At 72.8% G+C, this 20375-nt stretch carries 9 protein-coding genes; 6 read left to right on the top strand and 3 right to left on the bottom strand.

All coding sequences use genetic code 11. The annotated features are described in order from the left end of the window. The coding region (locus ACFVX9_RS09635; RefSeq protein ID WP_387981140.1) for an acyltransferase family protein at positions 1–1152 on the bottom strand (1152 nt) is incomplete at its 3' end. 207 nt (positions 1153–1359) lie between these two features. Here ACFVX9_RS09635 and ACFVX9_RS09630 point away from each other — a divergent pair. Then, the gene (locus ACFVX9_RS09630; RefSeq protein ID WP_380370603.1) at positions 1360–4392 is read left to right on the top strand and encodes a bifunctional [glutamine synthetase] adenylyltransferase/[glutamine synthetase]-adenylyl-L-tyrosine phosphorylase; all 3033 of its coding nucleotides are present in this window, start codon (positions 1360–1362) and stop codon (positions 4390–4392) included. Positions 4393–4506: 114 nt separating this feature from the next. On the opposite strand, the gene ACFVX9_RS09625 is transcribed toward ACFVX9_RS09630, so the two are convergent. Continuing rightward, a complete protein-coding gene (locus ACFVX9_RS09625; RefSeq protein WP_387981139.1) occupies positions 4507–5472 on the bottom strand; it encodes a phosphatase PAP2 family protein in 966 nt (321 codons plus the stop codon). A gap of 316 nt (positions 5473–5788) precedes the next feature. Between ACFVX9_RS09625 and pulA the strand changes: the two genes are divergently transcribed. The 4 genes from pulA to ACFVX9_RS09605 all read left to right on the top strand — a co-directional run bounded on the left by pulA (position 5789) and on the right by ACFVX9_RS09605 (position 17966). After that, the gene (gene pulA / locus ACFVX9_RS09620) at positions 5789–11290 is read left to right on the top strand and encodes a pullulanase-type alpha-1,6-glucosidase (RefSeq protein ID WP_387981138.1); all 5502 of its coding nucleotides are present in this window, start codon (positions 5789–5791) and stop codon (positions 11288–11290) included. Between the two features lie 549 nt (positions 11291–11839). Next, positions 11840–14176 carry a M4 family metallopeptidase gene (locus ACFVX9_RS09615; protein WP_380337588.1) on the top strand — a complete coding sequence of 779 codons (2337 nt, stop codon included), beginning with the start codon at positions 11840–11842 and terminating at the stop codon, positions 14174–14176. Between the two features lie 253 nt (positions 14177–14429). Further along, entirely contained in the window at positions 14430–16169 is a 1740-nt protein-coding gene (locus ACFVX9_RS09610) for a carbohydrate-binding module family 20 domain-containing protein (protein ID WP_387981137.1), read from the top strand. Positions 16170–16433: 264 nt separating this feature from the next. Further along, entirely contained in the window at positions 16434–17966 is a 1533-nt protein-coding gene (locus ACFVX9_RS09605) for an AMP-binding protein (RefSeq protein ID WP_387981136.1), read from the top strand. Positions 17967–17989: 23 nt separating this feature from the next. On the opposite strand, the gene ACFVX9_RS09600 is transcribed toward ACFVX9_RS09605, so the two are convergent. Then, on the bottom strand, positions 17990–18733 hold the full coding sequence (locus ACFVX9_RS09600) for an SDR family oxidoreductase (RefSeq protein WP_380337596.1): 744 nt from the start codon (positions 18731–18733) through the stop codon (positions 17990–17992). 426 nt (positions 18734–19159) lie between these two features. On the opposite strand from ACFVX9_RS09600, the gene ACFVX9_RS09595 reads away from it, so the two are divergent. Continuing rightward, entirely contained in the window at positions 19160–20227 is a 1068-nt protein-coding gene (locus ACFVX9_RS09595) for an alpha/beta hydrolase (protein ID WP_380380859.1), read from the top strand. The last annotated feature ends 148 nt before the right edge of the window (positions 20228–20375 follow it).

Raw genomic sequence — 20375 nt, 5'->3', positions numbered from 1 at the left:
CACCCGCACCGCGCGGGCCGGCAGCGGCGCCGCCGCGTTCCCGCCGGGCCGGCGCGGCGAGCCGCGCAGCAGCCGCTCGCACGGCCGCTCCACCCAGCGGTACAGGCCCGCCGCCACCGCCAGCGACCCCCCGGCCAGCAGCAGCCAGACCCCGAGCGCCGCCGCCCCGGGCGCCGGGCGGCCCAACTCGGCGAGCCAGCAGCGGATGCCGATCTCGTGCACCAGGTACCAGGCGTAGGACCACTCGCCGAGCCGCACCGCCGTCCGCCCGGCCAGCCCCCGCCCGGCCAGCCCCCGCCCGTCCGGCCCTCGTCCGTCCGGCAGCCGGGGCACCGCACCGGCCGCGTCCCGCTGGGCCGCCGCCACCAGCAGCGCCGCGAACAGCGCCGCCGGCACCAGCTGGGAGGCGCTGTACGGGCCCCACCACAGCGCGTCCGGGACGGCCGCGTGCCAGGGCGCCAGCAGCAGGTGCCAGCCCGCCACCGCCGCGGCCGCCGCGCCGAGCCGCACCCGGGGGACCATCCCGTGCCGCACCGCCAGCCCGACCGCCACCCCGAGCACGAACTGCGGGGTACGGGCCAGCGGCAGGTAGTCCAGCAGCCAGCCGCGCACCGTCGGATCGGCCGGCAGCAGCGGGCCCGCCGCCCACAGCGCCGGGCCGAGCGCCGCGCACACCGCCGCCACCGGCAGCCAGGCCCGGCGGCGCGGCGCCAGCAACCGCAGCAGCAGCGGGAACAGCAGGTAGAACCAGGCCTCGGCGCCCAGCGACCAGGACGCCGGATTGCCGCCGTACACCGTCGCCTGCGCCCACGGATGCACCAGCAGCAGCGACCAGAGCGTGGCCGCCACCGGCAGCGCCGTGCCGATCGCGGCGTCCGCGCCCAGCGACAGCACGGTGCTCAGCACGTGCAGCGGCCAGATCCGGGCGAACCGGCGGCGGGCGAACGCCCCGGCGGGGACGGGCGAGCCGCCGTACGTCCAGGCCAGGACGAAACCGGACAGGACGAAGAAGAACGTCACCCCCGAACGCCCGTACCAGGCGAGCGGGTCGAGCACCGGCAGCCCGCCGACCTTGCGGGACAGGTGGTAGAGCACCACCAGCAGGGCCGCCCAGAAGCGCAGCCCGGTGAGCGAGGGCAGGCGGCTGGGCATCGGCGCTCCGGAACGGGATGGGACGGGGGTGGCACGGGGTGGCACGGGATGGGACGGGGTGGCACGGTCTGCGCGGGGAGAACGAGCGCGGCGGGCCCGAGGTCACGGACGGACGGCGCGGCGCGCGGCGGCGGGCCGTCCGGCGGTCGTGTCCGGCGCCGGGCCGTCAGGGCGCGTAACCTGCTGGGGCGGACGGATGGAGGGGCCATGGCGGTGGACGAACAGCGGGCCGGGAGCCGGGTCAGCCGGCCGGAGATCAGACTGGTCAGGCGCGGGTTCACCGACCCGGCGCAGGCGGTGCGGCTGCTGGCGGGCCCCGGCCTGGAAGGCCTGGCCGACGACCCCGTGCTGCTGGACGCGCTCGGCGCCACCGCCGACCCCGACCTCGCCCTGCTCGGCCTGGCCCGGCTGCTGGAGGCCGCCGACCAGGCCGAACGGCACACCCTGCGCGACACCCTCACCACCTCCAAGCCGCTGCGCGACCGGCTGCTCGGCGTGCTCGGCGTCTCCACCGCGCTCGCCGATCACCTGGCCCGGCACCCGCACGACTGGCACATGCTGGTCACCTTCGAGCTGCGCGACATGCACCCCGGCCCGGAGGACTTCCGCCGCGCGCTCGCCGAGGGCGTCCGGCGCGGCCGGGAGGGCGGCCGCAGCCCGGCGGACGCGCTGCGCGTCGCCTACCGCCGCTGCCTGCTCGCCATCGCGGCCCGCGACCTCACCGGCACCACCGACCTCGCGCAGACCGCCGCCGAACTCGCCGACCTGGCCGGCGCCACCCTGCAGACCGCCCTGGACCTCGCCGCCGAGCAGGACCAGGACGCCGCCCGGGCCTGCCGGCTCGCCGTGATCGGCATGGGCAAGTGCGGCGGCCGCGAACTCAACTACGTCTCCGACGTGGACGTCATCTTCGTCGCCGAGCCGCGCGAGGGCGTGGACGAGCACGAGGCCGTCAAGGCCGCCACCAGGCTCGCCGCCGCCCTCACCCGGCTCTGCGCGGACACCACCGGCGAGGGCACCATCTGGCCGGTGGACGCCAACCTGCGCCCCGAGGGCCGCAACGGCCCGCTGGTGCGCACCCTGGCCAGCCACCTCGCCTACTACCAGCGCTGGGCCAAGACCTGGGAGTTCCAGGCGCTGCTCAAGGCCCGCCCGGTCGCCGGGGACGCCGAACTCGGCGCCGCCTACCTGGAGTCGCTGGCCCCGATGGTCTGGCAGGCCGCCGCCCGGGACAACTTCGTCACCGACGTGCAGCAGATGCGCCGCCGGGTCATCGACTCGATCCCCGCCACCGAACTGGACCGCCAGCTCAAGCTCGGCCCCGGTGGGCTGCGCGACGTCGAGTTCTCCGTCCAACTGCTCCAGCTGGTGCACGGCCGCACCGATCCGGCGCTGCGCAGCGGCAACACCCTGGAGGCGCTGGCCGCGCTCTCCCGCGGCGGGTACGTCGGCCGGGCGGACGCCGTCTCGCTGGACACCGCCTACCGCTTCCTGCGCTCCCTGGAGCACCGGATCCAGCTCTACCGGCTGCGCCGCACCCACCTGATGCCCACCGGCGCGGAGGACCTGCGCCGGCTGGCCCGCTCGCTGGCCGCGCTGATCAACGACGACACCCGCTCCGACCCGGTGGCCGCGCTGCAGCGCGAGTGGAAGCGGCACGCGGTGGAGGTCCGGCGGCTGCACGAGAAGCTGTTCTACCGGCCACTGCTCGACGCCGTCGCCGAACTGCCGCCGGGCGCGGCCGGGTTGACCCCGGACGCGGCCCGGGCCCGGCTGGAGGCGCTGGGCTACGCGGACCCGGCCGCCGCGCTGCGCCACCTCAGTGCGCTCGCCTCCGGGGTGAGCCGCAAGGCCGCGATCCAGCGCACCCTGCTGCCGGTGCTGCTCGGCTGGTTCGCCGACTCGGCCGATCCGGACGCCGGGCTGCTCAACTTCCGCCAGGTCTCCGACGCGCTCGGCCGCACCCCCTGGTACCTGCGGCTGCTGCGCGACGAGAGCGCCGCCGCCGAGCAGCTGGCCCGGGTGCTGTCGGCCGGCCGGCTCGCCCCCGACCTGCTGCTGCGCGCCCCCGAGGCGGTCGCCATGCTGGGCGACCCGCAGGGCCTGGCGCCGCGCGGCCGGGCCGCCCTGGAGCAGGAGATACTGGCCGCCGTCGGCCGGGCCGGATCCACCGCCGCGGCCGTCGCCGCCGCCCGCTCGGTGCGCCGCCGGGAGCTGTTCCGCACCGCCGCCGCGGACGTCCTCGGCCGCCTCGGCGAGGACCCGGCGGAGGCGCTGGACACCGCGGGGGAGGCGCTGACCGCGCTCAACGCCGCCACCCTCCAGGGCGCGCTGCGCGCCTGCACGGCCGGCTGGGAGGCCGAGCACGGCGACCTGCCGACCCGGATCGCGGTGATCGCGATGGGCCGGTTCGGCGGCCACGAGCTGGGCTACGGCTCGGACGCCGACGTGCTCTTCGTCCACGAGCCGCTGCTCGGCTCGCTGGAGCAGGACGCCGCCCGGGCCGCCCAGGCGGTCTGCAACGAGCTGCGGACCCTGCTCGGCGCGCCGTCCACCGAGCCGCCGCTGCTGGTCGACGCCGACCTGCGGCCGGAGGGGCGCAGCGGCCCGCTGGTGCGCACCCTCGCCTCGTACGCGGCGTACTACCGGCGCTGGTCGCACGCCTGGGAGAGCCAGGCGCTGCTGCGCGCCGAGCCGGTGGCCGGGGACGAGGAGCTGGGTGCGCGGTTCCGGCAGCTGATCGACCCGCTGCGCTACCCGGGCGTCGGGGTGCCGGAGCGGGACCTGGTGGAGATCCGCCGGATCAAGGCGCGGATCGAGGCCGAGCGGCTGCCGCGCGGCGCCGACCCGACCACGCACACCAAGATCGGCCGCGGCGGGCTGGCCGACGTGGAGTGGACGGTGCAACTGTTCCAGCTCCAGCACGGGCACGAGCTGCCGGCCCTGCGCACCACCCGGACCAGGGCCGCGCTGGCGGCCGCCGCCGGGGCCGGGCTGGTCGGGCGGTCGGACGCGCAGGTGCTGGACGCGGCCTGGGTGCTGGCCTCCCGGGTGCGCTCGGCGGTGATGCTGGTGCGCGGCCGGCCCGGCGACAGCTTCCCCGGGGAGGCCCGGGAGCTGGCCGGGGTGGCCCGCTACCTCGGGTACGGCGCCGGGCACAGCGGCGAGCTGGTGGACGACTACCGGCGGACCACCCGGCGGGCCCGGGCGGTGGTGGAGCGGCTGTTCTACGGCGGCTGAGACCGGCGGCTGAGGCCCGGGGGCTGAGGCCGGCGTCGAGGCCCGCGGCTGAGGCCCGGGCACGCGAAAGGGGCCCCGGGTGGGGCCCCTTCGGTTCGTCCAGGTCCGGCAGCTCTACCGGCGGGCGCTGCTCACCGCGGGTTCGCTCCACTGCTCGGGGACGGTGATCGGCTCCTCCGCCGTCTCCCGGGCGGGCACCTGGGGCAGTTTGTAGACCCAGGAGCGGTACATCCAGCGGGCGGTGAGGAAGCCCAGGGCGAGGCAGAGCTCACCGCCGACGGCGTCCATCCAGAAGTGGTTGGCGGTCGAGACGATCACCGTCAGGGTGGCCAGCGGGTAGAGCAGGCCGAGCACCCGGACCCACGTCCGGCGGGCCAGGTAGAAGATGGCCAGCCCGCACCACATCGACCAGCCGATGTGCATCGAGGGCATCGCCGCGTACTGGTTGGACACGTGCGCGGCGGGCCCGGAGGCCATCGAGCCCCAGGTGCCGTGGACCTTCACGGTGTCGATGAAGCCGCCGTCGGCCATCAGCCGGGGCGGGGCCAGCGGGAAGAAGTAGAAGCCGATCAGGGCGATCGCGGTGGTGGCGAACAGCACGGTGCGGGCGGCGACGTAGCGGCCGGGGTGGCGGCGGTAGAGCCAGACCAGCACGCCGATGGTCACGATGAAGTGCAGGGTCGCGTAGTAGTAGTTCATCCCGGTGATGAGCCACCCGACGCTGTCGACGGCGTGGTTGATCGAACGCTCGACGGCGATGCCCAGCGACTGCTCCAGGTCCCAGATCCAGCGCGTGTGCTTCTGGGCTATCGAGGCCTGCTCCGGGACGGCGTTGCGGATGATCGAGTAGATCCAGTAGCTGATCCCGATCAGGGCCAGTTCGAACCAGATCTTCGGCCGGGCCGGTGAGCGCCGTTGGTCGCGGATGCGGCCGCGCAGTGCGGCGATACGGGACTGGGTGGCGCGGGCGGCTCCGTCGGGCAGGCGTCCCGAGGAGGCCGGCCGTGCTCCGGAACCGTCACCGAGCGCCGCTTCGGCCCGCTGTGCGCGGCCGTGTTGGATCTTGGTCGGTTCCCCCATGGACGAGAAGTCTGCCAGACGTCCCGTCGCCGTCCGATCATCCCCTGGCAGTGGATTCTTCACCGGCTGTCCCCCTTGAGGGCTAGGGGGAGGCTCCCACCGGGGTAGGGGGTGAGGTCGGGTCTGGTGCTTACCGGTGGGACAGGCATGCGTCCCATTGTTACGCCGACCGCTCCAAGGGCGTAATCGGGGTGGCGGCAACGGTCCTGGCCTGGAGTTTCCCGGAAAGAAACCGTTTCTGCATCTTGCTGAAACATATTGCAGGCCGCTAGCTTCCAGGGAACTCGCTCACCCCTTCCCCTAAGGGAGACCCTCAGTGGCCGATGTCCGGCTCCGCCCCCGGCGGAGCACCCCCCGACGCAGACCCGGCCGCACGGCCGTCCTGCTGGCCGCCGCGCTGACCGCCGCCACCCTCGGCAGCGCCCCCGCGGCCCTCGCCGCCGCCCCGCCGCCCCCGCCCTCGGACGCCGCCCTGGCGGCCACCGCCGGGCGGCACGACCTCAGCCGCGAGCAGTTCTACTTCGTCCTGCCCGACCGCTTCGCCAACGGCGACCCCGCCAACGACACGGGGGGCATCACCGGCGGCCGGCTGGACCACGGCTTCGACCCGGCCGACAAGGGCTTCTACCACGGCGGCGACCTGGCCGGCCTGATCCAGCGGCTCGACTACATCCAGAACCTCGGCACCACCGCGATCTGGATGGCCCCGATCTTCAAGAACAAGCCGGTCCAGGGCAGCGGCGACCAGGCCTCGGCCGGCTACCACGGCTACTGGATCACCGACTTCACCCAGGTCGACCCGCACTTCGGCACCAACGACCAGCTCAAGGACCTGATAGCCAAGGCCCACGCCCGCGGCATCAAGGTCTTCTTCGACGTCATCACCAACCACACCGCCGACGTCATCGACGACGCCGAGCAGCAGCACGGCTACCGCTCCGTCGGCGCCTACCCGACCCTCGACGCCGACGGCAACCCCGTCGACGAGACCGCGATCGCCGACGCGGGCGTGCCCTGGCCGCGGCTCACCAAGGACTCCTTCCCCTACACCCCGGTCTTCCGCAAGCCCGCCGACGCCACGGCCAAGACCCCGTCCTGGCTCAACGACCCCGCGCTCTACCACAACCGCGGTGACTCGACCTTCGTCGGCGAGTCCGCCACCGAGGGCGACTTCAGCGGCCTGGACGACCTCGACACCCAGAACCCCCGGGTGGTGAAGGGCTTCGAGAAGGTCTACCAGCAGTGGGTCAAGGACGCCGGCGTGGACGGCTTCCGGATCGACACCGTCAAGCACGTCAACATGGCGTTCTGGCAGCAGTGGGCGCCCGCGCTCAAGGACTTCGCCGCCAAGCAGGGCAACAAGAAGTTCTTCATGTTCGGCGAGGTCTACTCCGGCGACCCGGCGATCACCTCGCCGTACGTCACCAAGGGCAAGCTCCAGGCCACCCTGGACTTCCCGTTCCAGGGCGCCGCCCGCGGCTACGTCTCCCAGGGCGGCTCGGCGAAGAACCTCGCCGACGTCTACGGCCAGGACTACCGCTACACCACCGCCGACACCGACGCGTACGAGCTGCCGACCTTCCTCGGCAACCACGACATGGGCCGGTTCGGCTCCTTCCTGCTCGCCGACAACCCGGGCGCCGACGAGGCCACCCTGCTGAAGAAGGACCGGCTCGGCACCGAGCTCCAGTTCCTCACCCGCGGCCAGCCCGTCGTCTACTACGGCGACGAGCAGGGCTTCACCGGCGCGGGCGGCGACCAGGACGCCCGACAGGACATGTTCGCCTCCAAGACGCCCTCCTGCAACGGCGACCGGGTGCTCGGCGGCCCCTCCGGCCCGGCCGACCGGTACGGGCAGGGCGGCGCGCTCTACCAGGACGTCGCCGCGCTGGCCAAGCTGCGCCGCGACAACCCGGCGCTCGCCGACGGCGCCCAGATCGAGCGCTACGCCGCCGACGGCGCGGGCGTGTACGCCTTCTCCCGGATCGACGCCGGGCAGCGGACCGAGTACCTGGTGGCGGTCAACAACGCCGCCGAGGCGAAGACCGTCACCCTGGACACCTTCTCCGCCGGGATGGGCTTCGACCGGATCTACCCGGCAACGGGCGGGAAGGCGACCTCCGGCGCCGACCGCAAGGTCACCGTGACCGTGCCGGCGCTCTCCTCGGTGGTGTTCAAGGCCGGCGCCGGGCTCGCCCCCACCACGGCGGCGCCGCAGCTCTCCGTGCAGCCGCCGGCCGACGGTTCGAGCGGCACCGTCACCGTCGGCGCCACGACCGGCGGCGGCTTCAACCGCGTCACCTTCGCCGCCCAGATCGGCACCGGGCCCTGGCAGACCCTGGGCACCGCAGACACCGGGAAGAACCTGGTCACCCAGGACCTGGGCGCCACCGCCCCCGGCACGGCCGTCCGCTACAAGGCCGTCGTCCAGGACTCCAGCGGCCGGCTGCGCTCCGCCACCGCGAGCTTCACCACCGGCGCCCCCGCACCCAAGCCGGTGCCCACCGCCGCCGCCCGCCCGTACGCCGTCGTGCACTACAACCGGCCGGACGGCGACTACGACGGCTGGAACCTCTACGCCTGGGGCGACCTCGCCGACGGCGAGGCCACCCCGTGGCCCGCCGGGCACGCCTTCACCGGCCGGGACGCGTACGGGGCCTTCGCCTACGTGAAGCTCAAGCCCGGCGCCTCGGACGTCGGGTTCGTCGTCGAGAAGAACGGCGTCAAGGACGTCGACGCCGACCGCCACGTCGACGTCGGCGCCACCGGCGAGGTCTGGCTCCGGCAGGGCGACCCGGCCGTGCGCACCGCCGACCCGGGCCCGGTGAACACTCCGCCCGCCAACACCGCCGTCCTCCACTACAACCGGGCCGACGGCGACTACGACGGCTGGGGCCTGCACGACTGGACCGGCGCCGCCACCCCCACCGACTGGGGCAAGCCGCTGATGCCGGTGCGCCGCGACGCCTTCGGCGCCGTCTTCGAGGTGCCGCTGGCCCCCGGCGCGACCAGCCTCAGCTACATCCTGCACAGGGGCAACGACAAGGACCTGCCCACCGACCAGTCCCTGGACCTCGCCGTCGACGGCCGCGAGGTGTGGCTGCTCGGCGGCCGCGAGGGCCACCTGCTGCCGCAGAACGCCGCCGCCTCCGCGCAGGTGGACCTCGGCACCGCCAAGGCCCAGTGGATCGACGCCAGGACCGTCGTCGTCCCGGCGGCCTACGGCGCGGGCGACGCCGCCCTGGCCGGCGGCACCAGCGCCCAACTGGTGTACGACCCCGAGGGCGGCATCCGCGCCGACAAGGGCGTGCTGACCAAGCCCGGCCGGTGGATCCGGCTCAACGCCGCCCAGGGCGGCCTGACCGCCGCGCAGAAGGCCGCGTTCCCGCACCTGGCGGGCTACCGGGCCTTCACCGTGGACGCCCGGGACACCGCCCGCGTCCCGGCCGCGCTGCGCAGCCAGCTGCTGTTCACCGAACACCTGCCCAGCGGCGCCGTGCTGGCCGCCACCGGCGTGCAGACCCCCGGCGTGCTGGACGACCTCTACGCGCGCCGCACCGGCCGGGTGGACTTCGGCCCGGCCTACTACAACGGCAAGGTGGCGCTGTCGGTGTGGGCGCCGACCGCGCAGGAGGTGTCCGTCCAGGTCTTCGACAGTGCGACCGGCGGCACCCCGAAGACGCTGCCGCTGAAGCTGGACGACGAGACCGGCGTCTGGGAAGTCGTCCGCGACAAGGGCGAGTTGGACGGCAAGTACTACCTGTACCAGGTGAAGGTCTGGGCGCCCTCCGTCCAGCAGGTGGTGGTCAACACCGTCACCGACCCGTACTCGGTCGCGCTGTCCACCGATTCCAGGCGCAGCCTGGTCGCCGACCTCGCCGCCAAGGAGCTCAAGCCCGCGGGCTGGGAGGAGCAGAACGTCCCCGAGCCCGTCCCGCCGGCGCAGCAGCAGATCCAGGAACTGCACGTCCGGGACTTCTCGGTGGAGGACACCACCGTCCCGGCCGCCGAGCGCGGCACCTACCTGGCGTTCACCGAGTCGCAGTCGGCCGGCATGCGGCACCTGCGGGAGCTCGCCCAGGCCGGGGTGACCACCGTCCACCTGCTGCCGACCTTCGACATCGCCACCATCCGGGAGAACCGGGCCGACCAGAAGCTGCCGGCCTGCGACCTCAAGTCCCTGCCCCCGGACGGTCCGAAGCAGCAGGAATGCGTGGCGGCCGTCGCCGCCGACGACGCGTACAACTGGGGCTACGACCCGTTGCACTACACCGTGCCGGAGGGGTCGTACGCCACCGAGACGAACGGGACGGCGCGCACCGTCGAATTCCGGCGGATGGTGCAGGCGATGCACGAGGCCGGGCTGCGGGTGGTGCTCGACGTGGTCTACAACCACACCGCCGCCAGCGGCCAGGCCGAGCACTCGGTGCTGGACAAGGTCGTCCCCGGCTACTACCAGCGGTTGGACGACAACGGCAAGGTCACCGCGGACAGCTGCTGCGCCGACACCGCGCCCGAGCACGCCATGATGAACCGGCTCGTGGTCGACTCGGTGACCACCTGGGCCCGCGAGTACAAGGTCGACGGCTTCCGCTTCGACCTGATGGGCCTGGACCCGAAGTCCACCATGCTGGACGTGCAGGCCGCGCTGCGGAAGATGACGCCCGCCTCGGACGGCATCGACGGGAAGAACGTCTTCCTCTACGGCGAGGGCTGGAACTTCGGCGTCGTCGCGAACAACGCCCGGTTCGAACAGGCCACCCAGCTCAACCTGGCCGGCACCGGCATCGCCACCTTCGACGACCGGCTCCGCGACGCCGCCCGCGGCGGCAACTTCATGCTGAACTCCGCCCCGCAGCAGGGCTTCGCCTCGGGCCTGTACACCGACCCCAACGGCTCGCCCGCCAACGGCACCCCGCAGGAGCAGAAGGACCGGCTGCTGCACCAGATGGACCAGCTGAAGGTCGGACTGGCCGGCAACCTGGCCGGCTACTCCTTCACCGACAGCTCGGGCCGGGCCGTCACCGGCGCGCAGGTCGACTACAACGGCGCCCCGACCGGGTACGCGGCCACGCCGGGCGAGGCGGTGGAGTACGTGGACGCCCACGACAACACCGACCTGTTCGACGCGCTCGCGTACAAGCTGCCGACCGGCACCGCACCCGCCGACCGGGCCCGGATGCAGGCGCTCGGGCTCTCGCTCACCGCGCTCACCCAGGGCGCGGGCTTCGCCCAGGCCGGCAGCGACCTGCTGCGCTCCAAGTCGCTGGACGCCAACTCCTACGACTCGGGCGACTGGTTCAACGCCATCCACTGGGACGCGACGCAGGGCAACGGCTGGGGCCGGGGCCTGCCGCCGGCGGCCGACAACAAGGAGATGTGGCCGACCGCGCAGTCCCTGCTGGCGAACCCGCGGCTGACCGTGGGGGCGGCCGAGATCCGTGCGACCTCCGCGCAGTACCAGGAGTTCCTGCGGATCAAGCAGTCCTCGCCGCTGTTCTCGCTGCCCACCCTGGCCGCCGTCCAGCAGCGGCTGTCCTACCCGCTCTCCGGCACGCCCGGTGAGACGCCCGGGGTGATCACCCTGCACCTGGACGGCACCGGGCTGAAGGGCGCCGAGAAGGGCGTCACCGTGGTGTTCAACGCCACGCCCACCGCGCAGGCGCAGACCGTGGCGGCCCTGAAGGGGACGGGCCAGGCCCTGCACCCGGTCCAGGCGGGCGGCGCGGACGCGGTGGTGAAGCAGTCCGGCTTCGACGCCGCGACCGGCACCTTCACCGTGCCGGGCCGCACCGTGGCGGTGTTCGTCCAGGGCTGATCGACGAACTCCGGAACCCCCGGGTCCCGCACCGCCGTTGTGGCGGCGCGGGACCCGTTTCGTTTTGGCCGCCCGGTGGCCGGAAAGCACCGATGGCACGGCCGGAAGCGTGATGTGCCGCCCCCGCCCGGTGCCGTCGGCCGCCGGGTGGCGCGGGCGGGGGCCCTGAGCGCTGGTCAGTGACTTCCGGAAGTGATCGAACATTCCCCGGATCATGAAAACCGTGTTCATGAGTTCTCAAAGGGGTAACACAACTGATGAACAGTCATGCATACGGTTTCGGTAATGAATCGGCCATTCCGTGGCATGCATCTGTCATTGACGACTCGTTTGCTGCCACGATTCCTGCGGCTGCAGACGAGGGGGCCCCACCCCCCGGTGCAGCCGACCAGATCAGGTGCAGCGCGTCCCAAACCTGCCACGACTTGTGAGCACCGCAACCGCACCCCCGTCGCACACCCCGGGCGGGGGCCCCCACTGCGCCGCAACCCCGCGGCCCAGGTTTCTCTCCACCGGTGCGAACCCGCGCCGGTCGGAAAAGGAGTCCGCATGTCCCGTTACGCTCACGCCCGGAAGGCCGCGGTTGTCATGGCCGCAACCACCGCGCTGCTGGTGACCGGCATACCGGTCATCGCGCAGGCCGCGACGCCCGACGCCCCGTCCGCCGTCGCCGCCCAGCAGTCGGACCGGGCCGCGCTGATCGCCTCCGCGAACCAGCAGTCCGCGTCCTTCGCCCAGGCCCTCGGCCTGAGCGGCCAGGAGAAGCTGGTCACCAAGGACGTCGTCCTGGACACCAACGGCGGCCGCCACCTGCGCTACGAGCGCACCTACGCCGGACTCCCGGTGCTCGGCGGCGACCTGATCGTCCACCAGGACGCCGCGGGCGCCACCAAGAGCGTGACCAAGGCCAGCGAGGCCAACCTCAGCGGCGTCAGCACCACGCCGGCCCAGGCCGCGCCGAAGGCCCAGGCCGCCGCGCTCGCCGCCGAGCAGGGCGCCGCCGTCGACACCGCGCCGCGCCTGGTCGTCTGGGCCGCCGACGGCACCCCGAAGCTCGCCTGGGAGACCGTCGTCTCCGGCCGCGAGTCCGACGGCACCCCGAGCAAGCTGCACGTGGTCACCGACGCCGCGACCGGCGACGTGCTCAGCAAGGCCGACGGCATCAAGCGCGGCTCCGGCAACGGCGTGTTCGTCGGCAACGTGCCGCTGACCACCACCCAGAGCGGCTCGACGTACTCGCTGAAGGACGCCACCCGCGGCGGCCAGTACACCACCGACATGAAGAACGGCACCTCCGGCAACGGCACGCTGTTCAGCAAGTCGAGCGACACCTGGGGCAACGGCCAGGCCAGCAACCGCGAGTCCGCCGCCGTGGACGCCCAGTTCGGCGCGGCCGCCACCTGGGACTTCTACAAGAACACCTTCGGCCGCAACGGCATCCGCAACGACGGCGTCGGCGCCATGAGCCGGGCCCACTACGACACCGGCTACGTCAACGCGTTCTGGGACGACAGCTGCTTCTGCATGACGTACGGCGACGGCTCGGGCGACACCCACCCGCTGACCGAACTCGACGTCTCCGGCCACGAGATGAGCCACGGCGTCACCTCGGCCACCGCCAACCTGAACTACTCGGGCGAGTCCGGCGGCCTCAACGAGGCCACCTCGGACATCTTCGGCTCGATGGTCGAGTTCTACGCCAACCTGCCCGCCGACAACCCGGACTACCTGATCGGCGAGCTGATCGACATCAACGGCAACGGCACGCCGCTGCGCTACATGGACAAGCCCTCCAAGGACGGCACCTCCGCCGACTCCTGGTACTCGGGCGTCGGCAACCTGGACGTGCACTACTCGTCCGGTGTCGCCAACCACTTCTTCTACCTGCTGGCCGAGGGCAGCGGCGCCAAGGTGATCAACGGCGTCAGCTACAACAGCCCGACGGTCAACAACATCACCGTCGGCGGCATCGGCCGGGACAAGGCCCAGCAGGTCTGGTACAAGGCGCTGACCGCGTACATGACCTCCACCACCAACTACGCCGCCGCCCGCACCGCGACCCTGAACGCGGCCACCGACCTGTACGGCGCGAACAGCGCCGAGTACAACGCGGTCGCCACGGCCTGGGCCGCCGTCAACGTCGGCTCGCTGCCCAACCCCGGCGGCATCACCGTCACCAGCCCGGGCAACCAGTCCACCGCGGTCGGCGGTGCGGTGAACCTCCAGATCAAGGCCTCCGGTGGTACCGCGCCGCTGTCGTACAGTGCGACGGGTCTGCCGGCCGGGCTGGCGATCAACGCCTCGACCGGCGCGATCACCGGTACCGCCACCACGGCGGGTTCGTCGAACGTGACGGTGACGGTGAAGGACTCGGCGGGCAAGTCGGGTACCGCGAGCTTCACGTGGACGGTGACCGGTGGCGGTGGCGGTACCTGCACGCCGGCGCAGCTGCTGGGCAACGCGGGCTTCGAGACGGGTTCGGCGGCGCCGTGGACGACCAGCTCCGGTGTGGTGGACAACAGCTCCTCGCAGGCGGCGCACGGTGGTTCGTGGAAGTCGTGGCTGAACGGCTACGGTTCCTCGCACACCGACACGCTGGCGCAGACGGTGACGATCCCGGCGGGCTGCAAGGCGACGCTGAGCTTCTGGCTGCACATCGACACCGCTGAGTCGGGCAGCACCGCGTACGACAAGCTGGCCGTGTCGGTGAACGGCACCACGCTGAAGACGTACTCCAACGCGGACGCCGCGGCGGGCTACCAGCAGCGGACCTTCGACCTCTCGTCCTACGCGGGCCAGACGGTCACCCTGAAGTTCACCGGCACCGAGGACGCCTCGCTGCAGACGAGCTTCGTGATCGACGACACCTCCATCCAGACCGGCTGAGTCCGGACCGGGCCCCCGCGGGCCCGGTGAACCAGGACAGGTGAGGGGCCCGGCGGCTACGGCTGCCGGGCCCTTGTCGTGCGTCCGGGTCCAGGCGGTGCAGGAACGTTTATCCCAGGCCCTTGACGCTCTCTCCCGGCGGCCCTAGGTTCAGCGCTGCAAGTTTCCGGCAAGTTACAGAAACTTCCTGCATAGCTCTTCCTGCACAGCTCATCCCCGGCTGCCCCCACCCCAGCCACCCCCAGGAGACGACGTGGTCACCACCGCCCCCACCCGCCGGACCGCCCGCGCGGCCGGCGCCCTCGCCGCCTCGGCGGCCCTGGCGCTCTCGCTCGCCACCTCCCTCGGCGCCCCCGCCGCCCAGGCCGCCCCACCCGCCAACAACGGCAAGGACGTCACCGCCACCCTCTTCGAGTGGCGCTTCGACTCCGTCGCCCAGGCCTGCACCTCGACGCTCGGCCCGAAGGGCTACGGCTTCGTCGAGGTCTCGCCGCCCCAGGAGCACATCCAGGGCCCGCAGTGGTGGACCTCCTACCAGCCCGTCAGCTACCGGATCGCCGGGCGGCTCGGCGACCGGACGTCCTTCAAGAACATGGTCGACACCTGCCACGCCGCCGGGGTCAAGGTCATCGCCGACGCCGTCGTCAACCACATGACGGCCGGCTCCGGCACCGGCACCGGCGGCACCGCGTACACCAAGTACGCCTACCCCGGCACCTACCAGGACCAGGACTTCCACTCCTGCCGCCAGCCGATCACCAACTACCAGGACCGCTCCAACGTGCAGAACTGCGAGCTGGTCAACCTCGCGGACCTCGACACCGGCAGCGCGTACGTCCAGCAGACCATCGCCCGCTACCTGGACGACCTGGGCTCCCTCGGCGTCGACGGCTACCGGATCGACGCCGCCAAGCACATCGCCGCCGGCGACCTCGCCGCGATCAAGGCGAAGACGGCCAACCCCAAGGCCTACTGGGTGCAGGAGGTCATCTACGGCGCCGGCGAACCGGTCCAGCCCAGCGAGTACACCGGCACCGGCGACGTCGACGAGTTCCGCGTCGGCACCGACCTCAAGCGGATGTTCACCAGCGACAAGCTCGCCAACCTGTCCGGCTGGGGCGCCTCCTGGGGGTACCTGCCGAGCGGGCAGGCGCGCTCCTTCATCGACAACTGGGACACCGAGCGCAACGGCTCCACCCTCAACTACACCTACGGCAACACCTACACGCTGGCCAACGTCTTCCTGCTCGCCTCGCCGTACGGCGCGCCCAACGTCTACTCCGGCTACGCCTTCACCAACAACGACGACGGCCCGCCCAACGGCGGCACCGTCAACGCCTGCTACCAGGACGGCTGGAACTGCACCCACGCCTGGCGGCAGATCGCCAACATGGTCGGCTTCCGCAACGCCGTCGCGGGCACCGGCGTGACCAACTGGTGGTCCAACGGCAACAACGCGATCGCCTTCGGCCGCGGCAACAAGGGCTACGTCGCGCTCAACCACGAGAGCGGCCCGATCACCCGGACCTTCCAGACCGGGCTCGCGGCCGGCACCTACTGCGACGTCCAGCACGGCGACCCGCAGCCGGGCGGCGGCTGCACCGGCCCGACCTACCAGGTGGGCGCCAACGGGCAGTTCACCGCGACGGTCGGCGCGGGCGACGCGATCGCGCTGTACGTCCCGGGCGGGGCGGCCAGCACCTCCGGCGCCTCGTTCAACGTCAACGCGACCACCGTCAACGGCCAGAACGTCTACGTGGTCGGCGACGTCGCCGCGCTCGGCGGCTGGGACCCGGCCAAGGCGCTGCCGCTCTCCTCGGCCGGCTACCCGGTCTGGTCGCTGTCGCTCACGCTGCCGGCCGGCACGGCCTTCCAGTACAAGTACGTCCGCAAGGACGCGAGCGGCGCGGTGACCTGGGAGTCCGGGGCCAACCGGACGGCGACCGCGCCGGCCTCGGGCCTGGCCACCCTGAACGACACCTGGCGGCCGTAGGCCCTGTCCGGCCACCCTCGGGCCGCCCCTGGACCCCCGTCGGCCTGGCCTGACGGGGGTCCCTCGTGCGGGTGGCCGTGCCGGTTCAAACCTCGGCCGGCGAGGCGGCGCTGACACGATCGCGGGATGAGAACCACTCCCCTCGTCCTCTCCGCTACCGCCACTCGCACGACGAGTGATCACCACGGGATCTAACTCCCGTCCCTGGACGTGGGGTTGGGTTAGGGTGGGGACATGGTTGCGAACTGCAAGGAAGAAGTGGCCGTGAACGAACCGGAGTTCGTCAGCGCTCCCGCCCTGATTCTTCAGTCCCTCGCCGCCGACCCCGACCGGCGGGCCATCGCCACCGCCGACGGCATCGAACTCACCGCGGGTGACTTCGCCGCCGCCACCTACCGCCTCGCCCACGAGCTCATCGCCCGGGGCGTGGTGCGCGGCGACACCGTGACCCTGCTCGCGGGCAACACCGCCGAGGCGCTGAGCGGCCGTTACGCGGCAGGCCTCGCGGGTGCGCGGGTGGTGAACCTCTACGACGGCATGAGCGCCTCGACCCTGGCCGAGATCGCGACGAGCGTCGACACCGCAGTCCTGCTCGTCGACGCCGAACGGTACCCGGTGGCCGCCGAGTTGCTGCCCCTGATCGACGTGCCGACCGTCCTCCGTCTCGGCCCCGGACCGGCGGCCATCGGCGAGGACGTGATCGCTGCTGCGGCCCACCGGCCCGCCGAGCCGCCGGCCGTCCGGGTCGGCCCGGACGACGACTGGGGCATCCGGCACACCGGCGGGACCACCGGAATCCCGAAGGGCATCCGCAGCCTGCACGGCGCCTACCGGAAGGTCTTCGACACTCCCGGCCGCATGGAGAGCGACGCACCCCGTTTCCTCGCCGCCACCTCGCTCGCCCACCTCGCCGGGCTCTTCTCCGACCTGACGCTCCACCACGGCGGCACGGTGGTCCTCCAGCGGTCCTTCGACCCCGGCGCGGTGCTGGCCGCGATCGAGCGCGAGCGCATCACCGACCTGTGGGTGCTGCCGCCGCTGCTCTACCAGCTGCTCGACCACCCGGCGATCGGCCGCACCGACCTGTCCAGCCTGCGCCGGGTCTCGTACGGCGGCTGCGCGGCCTCGCCCACCCGGGTGCGCGAGGCGCTCAAGGTGTTCGGGCCGGTCCTGTGGAGCGGCTACGGGCAGTCGGAGGCGCAGAACATCTGCATGCTCGCCCCGCACGAGCACGACCGGGTCGGGCACGGCGGCCAGATCGCGGTCGGCCGCCCCCTCCCGGGCATCGAGGTGGCGATCCGGTCCGCCGACGGCACCGAGTTGTCGACGGGGGAGCAGGGCGAGATCCACGTCCGCTCGGACACCGTCATGGCCGGGTACTGGAAGCGGCCCGACCTGACCGCCGAGGTGCTGCGCGACGGCTGGCTGAACACCGGCGACATCGGCTACTTCGACGCGGACGGCTACCTCTACCTGGCCGACCGGCTCAAGGACAAGATCATCGTGGTCGGCGGGCACGTCTACCCGTCCGAGGTCGAGGACCTGCTGCTCACCCACCCGGCGATCGCGCAGTGCGCGGTCTTCGGGGTGCGCGACGCGCAGGAGGCGGAGCACGTCCACGTCGCCGTCGTTCCCGCTCCGGGGCAGCAGCCCGAGTTGGCGGACGTCCAGGCGTTCGTCACGGCCCGCAAGGGGCGGATCTACGCGCCGGAGGCCCTGCACGTCGTGGCCGCGATCCCGCTGACGGCGGTGGGCAAGCCGGACAAGAAGCGGCTGCGCGAGTCCGTGGCGGGCTAACGGCGGGGGCCCGACGGCAGGCTCTAACCTCGTCCGACGTACGGCATGGCGGTCGCCATCACGGTGGCGAACTGCACGTTGGCCTCCAGCGGCAGTTCGGCCATGTGCCGGACGGTGCGGGCCACGTCGGCCACGTCCATGGTCGGCTCGACCGCGAGCCGCCCGTCCGCCTGCCGCACCCCGGTGCTCATCGCGGCTGTCATGTCGGTCGCCGCGTTGCCGATGTCGATCTGCCCGCAGGCGATCCGGTACGGGCGGCCGTCCAGCGACAGCGACTTGGTCAGCCCGGTGACGGCGTGCTTGGTCGCGGTGTAGGCGATCGAGTGCGGGCGCGGGACGTGCGCCGAGATCGAGCCGTTGTTGACGATCCGGCCGCCCTGCGGGTCCTGCGCCTTCATCTGCCGGAACGCGGCCCGGGCGCAGAGGAACGCCCCGGTCAGGTTGAGGTCGACCACCGCCCGCCAGGCCTCGACCTCCAGGTCCTCCACCGGCACGGCCGCGCCGAAGGTGCCGGCGTTGTTGAACAGCAGGTCCACCCGGCCGAAGCGCTCGACGGCTGCGGCGAACAGCGCGTCCACCGCCGCCGGGTCGGTGACGTCGGTCGGCACCACCGCGGTCGGCGTGCCGCCCAGGCGGGCGGTCTCCCGCAGCGGCTCGGCCCGCCGGCCGGCCAGCACCAGCCGCCAGCCGGCCGCGGCCAGTTCGACCGCCACGGCCCGGCCCACTCCGCTCCCGGCTCCGGTGACGACGGCGATCTGCTGGGGCATGGCGTTCTCCTGGGTCTGCTCGGTTTCGGCTGGGCTCGGGTTCCCCGGGGTGGGGTCCGCTCGCTCCGGGCGTGAGCCGATCGTTGCGGATGCGGGGGCCGCCGTCACTGGTCGAAGGCCCCAAAATTCGCACCCCCGGACAGGCCGCGGACCGTGCTCCCCGCCGTCCGGCCCCCGCCGTTCGGGGGGAGTGGTGAAGGCCTTTACCTGATCGCGAACAAACATTGGATTTCCGGTGGCCACCGCGCAACCGGGCCACCCCGGTCCACGTCATAAGATCGCAGGAAGGCGCGCCACCGCGAGGGAGGACGCGCCGCCACCCCGGGGACCGCACCAGCGCCGCGCCCCCGGGTCTGTCCGGCCCCACCGGGGGGCCACAGCCCGGTCAGACGGACCGGGCGTGTCATCGGTCGGAGAGTCCTCACCGTGCTTAGGCAGTCGTCCCGTTCCCGCGCCGTCCTGACCGGCGCCGCCGTGCTCGCCCTGGCCGCCTCGCTCGCGGCCTGCGGGAGTTCCGGCGGCGGGAAGGGGGACGGCGGCAAGGCGGCCGGCACCCCGGGTGCGACCGGTACCGCTGCCACGGGCGGCTCGCCCGGCGCGGGTGGCGGCGGTACGCCCGCGCCCACCACCGCGGAGCCCGCGGCCGCCACCGGGAAGGTGCTGATGCCCACCGGTCCGGCCGCAAACCTGAGCAAGGCCCGGGACACGTCCGCCGGTCCGATCATGATGACCACGGTGACCGGCGCGAAGTCCGGCGTCTCCGGCAAGGTCTGGGTCTGGCTGCCGCCCGAGTACAACGACCCCAAGTTCGCCAAGACCGGCTTCCCGGTGCTCACCCTCTTCGCGGGCGGCCAGAGCAACGGCTACAACACCTGGACCGACAACCAGCTGCCGATCCAGGAGGAGAACGAGCAGCTGGTCAAGGCGGGCAAGTCCCACCCGTTCATCATGATCATGCCGGTGCAGAACTTCAACAGCGACGAGCACAACGCGCTGGACTGCTCCGACATCCCGGGCCAGCCCAAGATGGGCACCTGGATGTCCCAGGACCTCCCGGACTTCGTCCGCGCCAACTTCCGCACCGTGAAGGGCCGCGACGGCTGGGGCGTGATGGGCGCCTCCACCGGCGGCTTCTGCAGCGCCAAGCTCGCCCTCCAGCACCCGGACGTCTACAAGGCCGCCGTCCCGATCGACGGCTACTACGTTCCCGACTCGGGGCTGTGGAAGGGCCACGACGCCGAGCGGCAGGCCAACAACCCCGACGTGCTGGTCGCCCAGGGCAAGGCCGACGTGAAGATGCTGGTCACCGCGGGCGGCGCCAACCCGTACGAGACCAAGCTGGTCAAGGGCTGGGTCGCCAAGGCCGCCCCGCCGGTGTCGCTGGAGTACTACGAGCAGCCCGGCGGCAAGCACCTGACCTCGGACTTCAAGAAGATGATCCCGGACACGCTGCAGTGGCTCACCAAGAACCTGGCGGGCCCGGAGGCCGACTGATCCCAGCGGCGCGACAAGCCGTACGGCCGTCTGTACAGCCACCCGCACGACGACCCGCACGCCGTGGGGGAGGGGGAAGAAGAGGGGCCCCGGGCCCAGGGCGTCTGCCGACGGTCCAAGACGGAGGGGGGGGACGAAGGGGGGGCTC

The organism is Kitasatospora sp. NPDC058243 (assembly GCF_042882025.1).
Taxonomy (GTDB): Bacteria; Actinomycetota; Actinomycetes; order Streptomycetales; family Streptomycetaceae; genus Kitasatospora.
Note: the sequence above shows the minus strand (reverse complement) of the source record. Positions and strands in the feature narration are given on the sequence as shown.

Excerpts from the sequence above, each read along its gene's own strand:
- ACFVX9_RS09625 (WP_387981139.1), bottom strand. The coding sequence starts at position 5,472 with ATGGGGGAACCGACCAAGATCCAACACGGCCGCGCACAGCGGGCCGAA.
- ACFVX9_RS09615 (WP_380337588.1), top strand. The coding sequence starts at position 11,840 with ATGTCCCGTTACGCTCACGCCCGGAAGGCCGCGGTTGTCATGGCCGCA.
- ACFVX9_RS09600 (WP_380337596.1), bottom strand. The coding sequence starts at position 18,733 with ATGCCCCAGCAGATCGCCGTCGTCACCGGAGCCGGGAGCGGAGTGGGC.
- ACFVX9_RS09630 (WP_380370603.1), top strand. The coding sequence starts at position 1,360 with ATGGCGGTGGACGAACAGCGGGCCGGGAGCCGGGTCAGCCGGCCGGAG.